Below are 12396 nucleotides of genomic sequence, written 5' to 3'. Positions count from 1 at the left end.
ATCAACGGCCTAAACATAAGAAATATTTCTTATCAAGGATGCCAGTTCAACGCTATTTTCTGCAATTCAATCAAGCTCAAACGACCATGGCAACAAACACTAGGTACACAAGCCCGTTTCTCCTTCTATTAATGACGCTTACCATTCCTGCATTTGCTCAGCAGAGCACGATCCAGTTAAGAACAGCCCGTATCGACTCGTTTTTGACATCGCTGGCCAATCATCATCTATTTAATGGGAGCATCCTGATAGCCGAACATGGAAAAATCACGTATCAGAAATCCGTTGGCTATGCGGATATTAACCGACATCTAAAAAATACAGACACGACTCATTTCAATCTGGCTTCGCTCTCCAAACCCTTTACAGCGATTGCCGTTTTGCAACTCGTACAAAAAGGAAAACTAAAGCTGGACGATCCAGTAATTACCTATTTCCCTGATTTCCCCTACCCGTCCGTCACCATTCGCCATCTGTTGACGCACACGTCCGGTTTGCCCAGTCTGGAACGACAGGAAGATAGTTATATCAAAGACCATCCCGACGAACTTATCAGTGCCCAAACGGTTTACGCACATCTGATCGAGCAAAAAGCATCACTTGCCGACCAGCCCGGCAATACCTGGCGGTACAACAACCTCAACTACGTGCTACTGGCGATGCTGGTGGAAAAAATTGCGCGTATGCCCTTTGCCGGCTACATGCAGAAGTCTGTGTTTAAGCCCGCCGGTATGACCAATACGTACGTCCGATCTGGGAACATGCCCAATACAACCCGGTACACTCGCCCGGCCATTTATTTCACCAATTATCACAACGTCGACTCGCTGGATCGCAACCAGTTTTATACGTATTATCAATTAGGCGGAATCGTTGGGCCCAGCAATGTGGTAAGTACCATCCAGGATTTATGGCGGTTCGATCGGGCGCTAGCCGATGGGAAACTCATTAGCCCGGAACTGATGAAACTGGCTTTTTCGCCCGTGACGCTCAACAATGGAAAGGTGTATCGGGCTGGCAACAGCACCCGCTCGTATGGGCTTGGCTGGACAGTGTACACTAGCAAGACCGAGCCCGTCAACAACTTCGTTTTTCACGATGGGCACATCGTTGGCTTAACTACGTTTTTGCACCGAAACCTCACCAACGATCAAACCATCATTTTCTATGACAATACTGATAATAACCCTATCCAGATTATGATTTCGGTATCCAATCTGCTAAATGGGCTGTCACCGCTGACCATTCAGTATCGTCAATCGCTGGTGCGGGTATATGGCGAAGCGCTGGTATTGAAAGGGCCCGATTATGCGATCAGCAAATTCAACGAATTGAAAGACGATACGGCTCATTATTATGTCGATGAGCTGGAAATGAATCGGCTTGGTTTCGATCTGATGAAAGCTACTGTGCTAAATCATCAGGCGCTCACCCTGGAAGTATTCAAACTAAACACGCTTCTGTACCCCAAAAGCGGCAATACCTACGACAGCTACGCCATTGCCCTCGAACAGGCTGGACGAAAAGAAGAAGCGGTGGCTATGTACCGGAAGTCGATCGTGCTGTGGCCAGCTAATGAAGATGGCAAAAAAGCCCTTAAACGCTTGCAGGAGAAACAGGAATGAGTTTCTCAGGTGCTTTAGTCAGTACGTTAAAACACAAAAGCCGGATTCTACGTCCGGCTTTTGCATACTAGTAACTGGTCTTATCGGGTCGCTTCAATGGCGGCAATATCAGCGCCATTTTTTTCACCAAATTGAGTCCGCTTAGACTCGAAATAATCGAAAATTTCATTGATCGAGTCGACGTTATCAGCGATTTTTGCGTGCATATCGCTAAGGTTTTTCTCCAGTTTCGAATCGTTCAGACCATTCATGTTATCGACTTCGATCTGACTGATTTTATTAATAAGTGCCGTCTGGCTGTTTTGCAGGTCTTCCAGTTCACGAACCACTTTGTTCATCAACTCAAACTTCTGAGCCTTATCCATGGTGTCTCTATTTTTGTTGAGTGCTAGTTTATAAACTGACCTCTACCCAAATAGTTTGTCAGGCTTAAGATTTATCAGTCCTAAACTGCAGGTTAACCATGTATAGCGATCAGTTATTAGGCCGGTTTTTGTTCGATACTGGTAAGCCCGGTTTGTATATACTGGCTCATCTGAGGTATAATTGACTGGACTTCCTTTATGTACTGCTCTACGAGCGGAGCTACCTCTACCAGGCCTTTCTTTTCTCTGATCAGCGCTTCCGTCTCCAGAATCAAGCGGGTAGCCTCATGCATTCCCAACATTTTCGTATGTACCTGTTGCGTATGAATGATCTGTTTGATTGTGTCTACGTCCTGCTGATCAAGCGCCTGTTGAAGGTTCTCGATTCCTGCCGGTGTCTCGGCCAGATAAATCTCGATCAACTCAGTAGCTAATTCCATATCGTTGCCGACTGCCTGCAGGAGGGGTTCCATCGAAAAGCTGGTTGAAGCAGGTGCAGGCTGCTCTCCTTCCAACGGGAGTTTCTGAACGGAGCCACTCGTCGATACATACTTTCGCATGAGTAACTGGAGCTCTTCCAACTGAAAAGGCTTGGACAGAAAATCATTCATACCTACTTTAATACACTCTTCCTGCTCGCTGGGCAGTGCATGAGCAGTCATGGCAATGATGGGCACTGAACTTTTTAATTTCGATCGGATTTGCCGGGTTGTTTCATAGCCATCCATCACCGGCATTTGTAGATCCATTAGAATGATATCAAATGCGGCCGTTTCAAGTAATGTCAGCGCTTTTTGGCCGTTATCAGCCACCTGCACCTGATAACCTAACCGTTTCAGAACCTGAATGGCTAGCTTTTGATTCATCAGGTTGTCCTCCACCACCAAAACACGAACATTCTCTGAAATAGGCATTAAAGCCGAACTGTCTGGCTGATTGAGCATCGTTTGCTCTGGAGCAACGGTGTACGGAATTTCTACCACAAATCGGGAGCCTTTGCCAAAGGTACTTGTCACATGAACCGTACCTCCCTGTAGTTCCGACAGCGCTTTGACAATACTTAGCCCTAAACCCGTTCCTCCATAATATCTGGTTGTAAAGTCATCGGCCTGCTGGAAGCGGTCAAAAATTGTCGGTAATACGTTGGCATCAATGCCAATCCCTGTATCTTCAACAACGAAACGTACAGGAACTAACTGATCAACATCCCCTTCTCCATGCTCAACCTGTAAGGTTATCGTTCCCTGTTTGGTAAACTTAATGGCATTGTTGAGCAGATTTAATAAAATCTGGGTTAGTCGGGTTGGATCGCCCAGGAGAACGGTTGGCAGATCAGGCGCAAGTTTAACGACCAGTTGAAGCCCTTTATCAGCAATCGATACCTGACACATCGCCCGCAGTGAAGCGACGAGCATTTGGATACTGAACGGAATCGATTCCAGCTTGATCATGCCTGCCTCAAGCTTCGATAAATCCAGAATATCATTGACAATCGTCAGCAGGTTCTTGCCCGACGTTCGAATCAGGCCAATGTATTCACGTTGGTCGGCATCCAGTGAGGTCGTCTCCATCAATTCGGAAAAGCCAAGCATAGCATTCAGCGGAGTCCGAATCTCGTGACTCATGTTCGCCAGAAAGTCCTGCTTAAGCTTGGCTGCTTTTTCGGCTAGTTTCTTCGCTTCCTGTAGCTGATGCTGCGATTGTACACGGTCGCTAATATCAATGCTGGACGTAATCACGTACTGTAAATTGCCCTGGGCATCGTTGACGGGCGTGGCCGTACTGAGCAGTTGAATCGCTTTCCCATTCAGGCGAATTTCCAGATCATCGACCTGAACCTTTTCGCCCTGGAGCGCTCGATACGTAGGTTTTTCCTTAGCAGGATAGGGTTGTCCATCTGGAAATCGGAAAATGTAATCGGCATTGGATCCTACCGTATACTGACCGAATTTGAGCTGATCACCGAATAATTGAGTAGCCGCCTGATTGGCATAATAGAACTTACCTTCCCGATCAATGATAACGATAGGAACCGGTACAGCTTCCAGCAGTTTCTTAGTTTGCTGTTCGCTTTCGGTCAGCTTCTGATTGAGCCGATTACTTTCTTTTAACGAACGATATAACAGGTAGATAGCTCCTATTATCATGAGTAACGCCACAGCAGCCCCCACCAGATTACTAATGGTAGCATAGGAAGCTGATCGTTCACTTTGTGCAACGCGGGTTTCGAGGAGTACATTTTCGTAGCTGTCGAACTCTTTTAAAACCTGATTAAAGTTGTTGCTAATGCTCAAAAAATGTTCAATCGAATCTAACCTGGCCATTCCTGGCGTGATTGCCCCTTCTACAAATAAAGACCGACTCCGCTCTACCTTAGCTTGAAAAAGATCATCCAGTTGCTTTAATCGTTTTTCCTGAATTGCATTATCGACGGTTAACACCTGGATCGCTTTGATCTCTTTATTCATTTCATGGCTCGTATTCTCAAAGTCTGATTTAAAATAGAGATTGTTACTCAGCAGATAGCCACGCAAATCATTGTCCATATTGGTCAGTAGGGCCAGCATACGCTGGGTCTTACTAAGTACCTGATGGGTATGGACAACCCAGTTATTCATTTCAGTTAACCGATTAACTGTCTGCCATGCATTGATACCAATGATTACTGTTGTCAGTACCCCCACTATTACCATCAGGGAGATGCGTCGGTTTCTGTTCATATCAGGCTCGTATGTCAGCAAAATCCAATGGCTCTCCCTACTAAATGCTTCAACAGAGTCAGGAAAGAAGCAATCGATCTATTTTGTGGAGAGTGACCCGGCATTAAAATCGAATAAAAATACTGTACAGAATCGGATAGTTACCATATAGATAAATAACTAAATAATAAATATAGTTTTTGTTCAAAAAATAAATTTAACCAACTCCTAGTTTATCATCAACAGAACTAATATCTAAGGGTAGCCAGTTGCCTACACAGCACTTGCTTCAGGCATTCTAGAAGAGTGTATTACAAACTGTGGCACGGCTAATACAAGCGTTTGATTACCAACCGTGCCACAGTTCAGCGAACAGTCTCTATTCTACAGGTGAAATCTGTACATTTAGCACTCCTTTACTATTTACTAGTATGGTCATTAAACCCACCCGTACCTTCACACGTACATTTGTAGCCATCACACTGCTCGAAATTCTTGGCGATACGCTGCATATCCGCGTGTTGCACTATGGATGCAAACCGCTGATCATGGCCTTGTTGATGCTGTATGTCTGGCAATTCTGCCGGGCGGTTGGCTTTGTCACGTACATACGCTGGCTATTGATCGGAATGGTGTTTGCTATGCTGGGCGACATCCTGCTAATGATTCAGGAGGTCGATCTGTTTGCGCCGGGGCTGGGGGCTTTTCTGGTTATGCAACTCTGCTACAGCACGGCTTTCCTAAGATCGATCCGGGCTAGCGGGCAACCAATTACGGGTAGTCGGTTAGGGAGAAGCGCTGTTCCATTTGGCGCGTACCTCATCGTTTTTTTGATTGTATTGCGTCCCGCATTCGTCGGCAAGCCTGAATTAGAAGCGCTTTGGTGGCCCGTTGTTGTCTATGCCATCTGCCTGAACAGTATGGGAATCTTAGCTACCCAACGGCAAGGATTACCTGGTTATAATCAGGTTATGCTGGGAGCTTTATTATTCATTATATCCGACTCGGTTATTGCTATCGACAAGTTTCTTAGTTCATTTGCGGGTTCAACCTGGCTGGTAATGACCACCTATGCCGCTGCACAATACCTGATTATGATCGGTATGATTCAGCAGGTTGCCAGCGAGGTGCCTGACCAGCTCTAACTACCAATCGCCTTTTATAAATATTGTCGATGTGATAATAAATTAAATCAATTTGATTGATAAGTAACTTCCTGTTAGTATTGCCTTGTAAAACAAATTGAGAATAACAGAACAGACCACGTTCACGCTTAAACCAAATCTTTCATACATGATGGACAATATGTCAGGTGATATCAGCAAGTGCCCCTTTCACAACGGGACAATGAAGGTTGCTGAAAAAATTAGTGTAGCCGGTAACGGAACACAAAATCAGGATTGGTGGCCAAATCAATTGAAAGTCAATATTCTTCGTCAGAACTCGTCGTTGTCGAACCCGATGGGCGAGGCCTTCAACTACGCCGAGGAGTTTAAGAGTCTGGATCTGGAAGCCGTGAAGCAGGATCTTCATGCACTGATGACGGATTCGCAGGAGTGGTGGCCAGCCGATTTTGGTCATTATGGACCGTTGTTCATCCGTATGGCCTGGCACAGCGCGGGTACCTACCGTACGGGCGATGGACGTGGTGGCGCCGGTGCCGGTCAACAGCGGTTTGCTCCCCTCAATAGCTGGCCCGACAATGTTAGCCTTGACAAAGCCCGCCGACTGCTTTGGCCGATCAAACAGAAATATGGCCGGAAAATCTCCTGGGCCGACCTGATGATCCTGACGGGTAACGTAGCGCTGGAATCGATGGGGTTCAAGACCTTCGGCTTTGCCGGTGGACGTCCCGACGTTTGGGAACCTGAAGTAGACGTATACTGGGGTGCTGAGAAAACCTGGCTGGGTGGCGACATACGGTATGCCCATGGTTCAGAAGGTGTGGAGAAACCAGGTGGGGTACTCGTATCGGACGATGATGCCGATGGCGACATTCACTCCCGGAATCTGGAAAACCCACTGGCGGCTGTCCAAATGGGCTTGATTTACGTTAATCCAGAAGGTCCCGACGGTAACCCAGACCCGATTAAAGCCGCTAAAGACATTCGGGATACCTTCGGCCGGATGGCGATGAACGATGAAGAAACCGTTGCGCTGATCGCCGGAGGGCATACATTTGGTAAGACTCACGGTGCGGCTCCGTCGTCGCATGTGGGGCCTGAGCCTGAAGCAGCCGATATTGAGCAACAGGGTTTTGGCTGGAGCAACAGTTTTGGCACGGGTAAAGGGGGCGACACCATCACCAGCGGTCTTGAAGTTACCTGGACCAACACACCCACAAAATGGGGCAATGGCTTTTTCGAAAACCTGTTCGGCTTCGATTGGGAACTAACCAAGAGCCCAGGTGGTGCCCAGCAGTGGAAACCCAAAAATGGCGCGGGTGCTGGTACCATTCCTGATGCCCACGATCCATCGAAGAGCCATGAGCCCCGGATGCTGACCACCGACCTGGCTCTGCGGTTTGATCCAGCTTACGAAAAAATTTCAAGACATTTCCTCGAAAATCCCGACGCGTTTGCCGATGCTTTCGCTCGTGCCTGGTTCAAGCTGACGCACCGCGATATGGGCCCTCGCGCCCGTTACCTGGGCCCCGACGTACCCGCAGAAGTGCTGATCTGGCAAGACCCGATTCCGGCCGTTGATCATGCGCTGGTCGATGAAGCCGACGTTGCATCTCTGAAAGCAAACATTCTGGCTTCGGGATTAACCGTATCGGAACTGGTATCGACGGCCTGGGCTTCGGCGTCTACCTTCCGGGGATCTGACAAACGGGGCGGTGCCAACGGTGCCCGCATTCGTCTGACTCCCCAAAAAGACTGGGCGGTGAATAATCCGACTCAACTGGCGAAAGTGCTGGGTACGCTGGAAAGTATCCAGGAAGAATTCAACAGCACGCAGTCTAATGGCAAAAAAGTGTCGCTGGCCGACCTCATTGTGCTGGCTGGTAGTGCTGCTGTTGAGAAAGCGGCCAAAGATGCGGGCCACGACATTACGGTTCCGTTTACGCCCGGCCGGATGGATGCCTCGCAGGAGGAAACCGATGTCGAATCATTTGCCGTACTGGAACCGCTTGCCGATGGCTTCCGCAGTTATCTGAAAGCCAAGTTCACGATTTCGACGGAAGAGCTGCTAATCGACAAAGCCCAATTATTAACACTTACAGCGCCAGAGTTGACGGTTCTGATCGGTGGTTTGCGCGTATTGAACGCCAACTATGATGGTTCTAAACACGGTGTTTTCACCGCACAAACCGGAGTACTTACCAACGATTTCTTCGTCAATCTGCTCGACATGAGCACGGCCTGGAAAGCCGTTTCGGATCATAAAGAAGTGTTTGAAGGACGCGACCGTAACACCGGCGAACTAAAATGGAGTGGAACCCGTGCCGATCTTATTTTCGGCTCGAACTCTGAACTGCGCGCCCTGGCCGAAGTGTATGCAAGCTCGGATGCACAGGCTAAATTTGTTACTGATTTTGTGGCGGCCTGGACCAAAGTGATGAATCTTGATCGCTTTGACTTAGCTTAATCGAGTACCTAATTTTTAGCTTTCTCTAAAACGAAACACGCCGGACAAGATTGCCCGGCGTTGTTTTTGGCATTTGGTATGAACTTCCCGAAAGTTCAAAACTTTCGGGAAGTTTTTCATTTTGCTATCCTTCAGGTGTTGGATTTGGCGCGTCTGGTTTTTTTCCGAGTACATCATTGATGGTTGCTTCGGCATCCGGGAAGTTAGCCTTGAGCATATCAGCTAATTGAGATTTTAGCTTTTCAAAATATTCGGGTGCGTTATCAATAGCGCCTTCGGCTTCCGACTTGAGTTGCAGACCTTTTTCTTTCAGATCGGACATCAACTTCTGACCGTCTTCTGTCTGAGCGTATTTGTTGAGCGCCACTCCAGCGGCTGCTCCTAAAATAAACGTGGCTAAATGTTTGGCGTTAACTGGCATAGGTTCTATCTGGTTTAATGACCGATGTAACCTACTAAAAAGTTTTAAGTGCTCACTATTAAAATACATCACCCGCTCTACCTGTAGTTGGAAGGTAAATTAGGCTTTCTGAACGGCAGCTACATCTATACGTCGAAACTGAACGCCCAACACCAGCAGCCATACCAGCCAAAGTGTACTACCCACCAAACCAGCCGGTTCCCAGACTGGAAAACCAGGCATCACAGTAGCAAACAGATCACCCTGAGCCAATAAGTAAATCGCTGAAGCTGCCAGCCCCAAATAACTTACCCAGCGCGGGACCAACGCTATTCGAAGTAGAGCCATCGACAGCAGAACTGTATAGGCAATGGTCAGCAGTTGGCCCAGGTGTTCGCCCAGCAGCACACCACCGTACTGGTGAATCGCCATAAAGACGACTTCAACAGCCTGTCGGGTAGCGGGATCGGTCGTTTGAACATAGTGCGATGCCAAAACAGGTATTACAAAAGGCCATCGCAACAACCCAATGATTTGCACAATACCCGAAATAACACCCAACGTCGTGGCCCATCGCAGATTGGGTTCCTCTGGTTCCAGTCGCTGCCCAATGAGTACGTAGGCTTGCAGCAGGAGAAAACCACTGATAGCGAAGAGCCACCAAACGAAAATCAGCAGACTACCGCCCTGATGAAAGCGGGTCAGGATGATGCCGGGTTCGTAGCGCAGCACATTCGGGTAGTCGAACAGCATGGTTAAGGCTGTATAAGGAGCAATGACCAGAATAACCCCAGCGATAAGCAGGTTACTGATCTGACGAGTTGACGGTAATGTAGGCGAATTCATTTGTATACGATTGTTTGACGATACAAATGTGGTTTGTCGACATGCCTGATCTCTTAGACAAATGTCCAAATCGTTCGAACTTGCGAATTCTGTTAACTTAGAGACACAGCTTGGACATAAACCCTCCAAACAGAAATTACACAGAAAACTCCGCAAGAATCGGGTTTCCCACCAGGGCGATTATGGCGACTTTTGTCTAGTCAAAACACAAATACAATGACAACCAACAGCACGTACACCTATAAGCAAATCGCCCACGCTATCGAGCACCTGACTGCTACCTTTCAGGAGCAACCTTCGTTGAGTGAACTGGCCAATGAGGTCAACATGAGTGAGTTTCACTTCCAACGGCTGTTTACCGAATGGGCTGGTGTTAGTCCCAAGAAATTCAGCCAGTACCTAACGCTCGAACACGCTAAAACCCAACTCCGCAAAGGCGCTGCCCTTTCCGATGCTGCCTATGAAGCGGGTTTGTCGGGTACGGGTCGCCTGCACGATTTATTTGTTACGATCGAAGGCGTTACACCAGGACAATTCAAGCAGGCCGGTTCGGGGTTGCCATTAGCCTACGGTGTATTCGATAGCCCATTCGGAGCGTACGTATTGGGTGCCATCAACGGAAAAATAGCGCTGTTACATTTTTTAGATGAAGACGATAATGCCGAAGCCATTCTGAAATCGGCCTGGCCCGAAGCATTGCTCAATCAGGATTCCGAAGCCGTTCAGGTGTTGGCTGACCAGATTTTCCCAATTGTGGGCGAATCTAATCCGGTGCTTAATAAGCCCCTGCCTGTATTGCTACGAGGGTCAGCGTTCCAACTAAAGGTTTGGGAAGCGTTGTTGAAAATACCAGAAGGGCGGCTGGCTAGTTATGATCAGATTGCGGATGCGATTGGCCAACCAACGGCCTCACGAGCGGTCGGAACGGCCATTGGTTCTAACCCGATTGGTTACCTGATTCCCTGCCATCGGGTCATCAAGAAAACCGGACTTTTCGGCGGTTATCGCTGGGGAAGCGGACGCAAACAGGCAATGCTGGGCTGGGAAGCCGCTCGCGTTAACGGATAAATATTGGTCATTAGGTAGTCATTTTCTTCGCGTCATTTGTTGTCATTGATTGAAAACAGTGAACACCGATCAATGACAACAAATGACGCGAAGAAAATGACTACCTAATGACAATGAATGACCACGAAGGAAATGACCATCAAATGACCTTATCTACTCTTTCCGAAACAGGTTATGCAGTTTTACCGCCACTGCTTACAGCAGATGAATGTGAAACGTTAACGGCTCTCTTCGATGCGTCGGATCTATATCGCAAAACGGTCGTGATGCAACGGCATGGGTACGGTAGTGGTGAATACAAGTATTTTAGCTATCCCTTACCCCCTATTGTTGATCAACTCAGGCATAAGTTGTTTGCCCAACTGGCTCCCGTCGCCAACGACTGGAATGCGAAACTCGGTATTGACCTCCGCTACCCGACTAATCTTGATGAGTGGCTGGCAACTTGCCATGCCGCCGGACAAATCAAACCAACTCCCCTTATTCTGAAATATTGCTCTGGCGACTGGAATGCCCTGCATCAGGATATGTACGGCGAATTGTATTTTCCGTTTCAGGCGGTTTTGTTCCTGAGTCAACCTGGCCGCGACTATACCGGTGGGGAATTTGTGATGCTCGAACAACGACCCCGTATGCAATCGAAACCCATCGTCCTGCAACCCGAACAAGGCCAGGTGGTTGTGTTCACGACAAAATATCGTCCAACGAAAGGCTCGCGCGGCTATTACCGACTAACGATGCGGCATGGTGTCAGTGAGGTTCGGTCGGGTACCCGTATCAATGTTGGGCTTATTTTTCACGATGCCGCATGATCCGTCATGTAGACCTCGGCCCAACGCCCTTCGCCCGATTGCGAGTACTGGCTATCCGAATACAAACAGGAGCCATTACTTTAGGTGGACACCGTCCCGGTAAAATTTATGGTCGGCTCAACTGCCGAACGGGTAAGCGTATGAAGGCTGAAAATCGGGTGTTTTTTCGTGACGAACCGGAAGCTACTGCGGCCGGGTATCGTCCCTGCGCCGTGTGCATGCCAGAAGCCTATAGCGTGTGGAAAGCTAATAAATAATGGATAATGCATAATGTAAAATGAATAATGGTCAGGTACATATCTGGCATTATCCATTTTACATTATGCATTATTCATTGTACATTATCCATTGTCCTTATAATAGATCGATAGCGAGCATCAGTATGTGCAGGACCAGGCTAACGGCGAAGCCGGAGAAAATATATCGTACGGGTAAAGCGGACAAGACAGGAACCAATACACCTAAGAAGCAAAGCATGCTGACCAGAAACTGCCAATCGCCACCACCAAAGTTAGCCATGATCAGCAAAAGAACGGGCGACAGAATGCATCCCTGAATAGCTAAAGCACCGACAGCCCAACCAAAGCGATAGAACTCAGCTTTAGTGATGAATTTTTCAACAGCAGAGAGTGTGCTTTTATCGGTGGTTGTAGTATAGTCAGAAGTTACTTGTGTGAGCGTTGCCATGATTTTGTGTGTTTGAATTACATTACAAATCACGGCATGGCCGTCCTGAACCTACATGACGTTTGTCAGGGCCAAAATTGACTTTTGTTAGGTCGACCTTACCTCACCCCCTGCCCCCTCTCCTACAACAGGAGAGGGGAACACGAGGGGCACTTTTCTCCCCTCTCCTGTTGTAGGCTAATCTTGTAGGGGTTTTGAAAAAGAGCGAGTTTAGTAGCCTAACCCAGAAAACCATGAGTGAATTCAGCCAGATCAAAACCTTCCGTCCTCAGGTAAAAAAAGCCTGGAGCAAGCCTTTCAACA

General features: G+C 47.8%; 11 protein-coding genes. 6 read left to right on the top strand and 5 right to left on the bottom strand.

Features of this window, described 5'->3' with window-relative positions; translation table 11 throughout:
• The first annotated feature begins 86 nt into the window (after positions 1-86).
• Positions 87-1625, top strand: a complete 1539-nt coding sequence (locus tag ACYVFD_RS33535) for a serine hydrolase (RefSeq protein ID WP_461094937.1) — start codon at positions 87-89, stop codon at positions 1623-1625.
• 80 nt (positions 1626-1705) lie between these two features.
• Here the strand turns inward: ACYVFD_RS33535 and ACYVFD_RS33530 are convergent, their stop codons facing one another.
• Entirely contained in the window at positions 1706-1990 is a 285-nt protein-coding gene (locus ACYVFD_RS33530) for a hypothetical protein (protein ID WP_461094936.1), read from the bottom strand.
• Positions 1991-2106: 116 nt separating this feature from the next.
• Positions 2107-4710: a response regulator gene (locus ACYVFD_RS33525; protein ID WP_461094934.1), complete on the bottom strand. Its 2604-nt coding sequence runs from the start codon at positions 4708-4710 to the stop codon at positions 2107-2109.
• A gap of 410 nt (positions 4711-5120) precedes the next feature.
• Between ACYVFD_RS33525 and ACYVFD_RS33520 the strand changes: the two genes are divergently transcribed.
• Positions 5121-5834: a lysoplasmalogenase gene (locus ACYVFD_RS33520; RefSeq protein ID WP_461094933.1), complete on the top strand. Its 714-nt coding sequence runs from the start codon at positions 5121-5123 to the stop codon at positions 5832-5834.
• Between the two features lie 151 nt (positions 5835-5985).
• Complete coding sequence (gene katG / locus ACYVFD_RS33515; protein ID WP_461095039.1) at positions 5986-8280, top strand: catalase/peroxidase HPI; 2295 nt, start codon at positions 5986-5988, stop codon at positions 8278-8280.
• Between the two features lie 124 nt (positions 8281-8404).
• Here katG and ACYVFD_RS33510 read toward each other — a convergent pair whose 3' ends face one another.
• Together ACYVFD_RS33510 and ACYVFD_RS33505 are read right to left on the bottom strand one after the other, a co-directional pair.
• Positions 8405-8701, bottom strand: a complete 297-nt coding sequence (locus ACYVFD_RS33510) for a YtxH domain-containing protein (protein ID WP_461094932.1) — start codon at positions 8699-8701, stop codon at positions 8405-8407.
• A 99-nt stretch (positions 8702-8800) separates the two neighbouring features.
• Entirely contained in the window at positions 8801-9526 is a 726-nt protein-coding gene (locus tag ACYVFD_RS33505) for a DUF4386 domain-containing protein (protein WP_461094931.1), read from the bottom strand.
• A gap of 216 nt (positions 9527-9742) precedes the next feature.
• On the opposite strand from ACYVFD_RS33505, the gene ACYVFD_RS33500 reads away from it, so the two are divergent.
• From ACYVFD_RS33500 to ACYVFD_RS33490, 3 genes are all read left to right on the top strand, one after another.
• On the top strand, positions 9743-10594 hold the full coding sequence (locus ACYVFD_RS33500) for a bifunctional transcriptional activator/DNA repair enzyme AdaA (RefSeq protein WP_461094930.1): 852 nt from the start codon (positions 9743-9745) through the stop codon (positions 10592-10594).
• A 113-nt stretch (positions 10595-10707) separates the two neighbouring features.
• The gene (locus ACYVFD_RS33495; RefSeq protein WP_461094929.1) at positions 10708-11406 is read left to right on the top strand and encodes a 2OG-Fe(II) oxygenase; all 699 of its coding nucleotides are present in this window, start codon (positions 10708-10710) and stop codon (positions 11404-11406) included.
• Positions 11403-11663: an Ada metal-binding domain-containing protein gene (locus ACYVFD_RS33490; RefSeq protein ID WP_461094927.1), complete on the top strand. Its 261-nt coding sequence runs from the start codon at positions 11403-11405 to the stop codon at positions 11661-11663. The genes ACYVFD_RS33495 and ACYVFD_RS33490 overlap by 4 nt, the downstream gene beginning before the upstream one ends.
• A 97-nt stretch (positions 11664-11760) precedes the next feature.
• On the opposite strand, the gene ACYVFD_RS33485 is transcribed toward ACYVFD_RS33490, so the two are convergent.
• Positions 11761-12093 carry a hypothetical protein gene (locus ACYVFD_RS33485; RefSeq protein WP_461094926.1) on the bottom strand — a complete coding sequence of 111 codons (333 nt, stop codon included), beginning with the start codon at positions 12091-12093 and terminating at the stop codon, positions 11761-11763.
• Positions 12094-12396 lie beyond the last annotated feature (303 nt).

This window comes from Spirosoma gilvum, from assembly GCF_054776815.1.
Note: the sequence above shows the minus strand (reverse complement) of the source record. Positions and strands in the feature narration are given on the sequence as shown.

What these genes read in the sequence shown, in the direction of transcription:
- ACYVFD_RS33535 (WP_461094937.1), top strand. Translation starts at nt 87, where the DNA reads ATGGCAACAAACACTAGGTACACAAGCCCGTTTCTCCTTCTATTAATG.
- ACYVFD_RS33530 (WP_461094936.1), bottom strand. Translation starts at nt 1,990, where the DNA reads ATGGATAAGGCTCAGAAGTTTGAGTTGATGAACAAAGTGGTTCGTGAA.
- ACYVFD_RS33525 (WP_461094934.1), bottom strand. Translation starts at nt 4,710, where the DNA reads ATGAACAGAAACCGACGCATCTCCCTGATGGTAATAGTGGGGGTACTG.
- ACYVFD_RS33520 (WP_461094933.1), top strand. Translation starts at nt 5,121, where the DNA reads ATGGTCATTAAACCCACCCGTACCTTCACACGTACATTTGTAGCCATC.
- katG (WP_461095039.1), top strand. Translation starts at nt 5,986, where the DNA reads ATGGACAATATGTCAGGTGATATCAGCAAGTGCCCCTTTCACAACGGG.
- ACYVFD_RS33510 (WP_461094932.1), bottom strand. Translation starts at nt 8,701, where the DNA reads ATGCCAGTTAACGCCAAACATTTAGCCACGTTTATTTTAGGAGCAGCC.
- ACYVFD_RS33505 (WP_461094931.1), bottom strand. Translation starts at nt 9,526, where the DNA reads ATGAATTCGCCTACATTACCGTCAACTCGTCAGATCAGTAACCTGCTT.
- ACYVFD_RS33500 (WP_461094930.1), top strand. Translation starts at nt 9,743, where the DNA reads ATGACAACCAACAGCACGTACACCTATAAGCAAATCGCCCACGCTATC.
- ACYVFD_RS33495 (WP_461094929.1), top strand. Translation starts at nt 10,708, where the DNA reads ATGAATGACCACGAAGGAAATGACCATCAAATGACCTTATCTACTCTT.
- ACYVFD_RS33490 (WP_461094927.1), top strand. Translation starts at nt 11,403, where the DNA reads ATGATCCGTCATGTAGACCTCGGCCCAACGCCCTTCGCCCGATTGCGA.
- ACYVFD_RS33485 (WP_461094926.1), bottom strand. Translation starts at nt 12,093, where the DNA reads ATGGCAACGCTCACACAAGTAACTTCTGACTATACTACAACCACCGAT.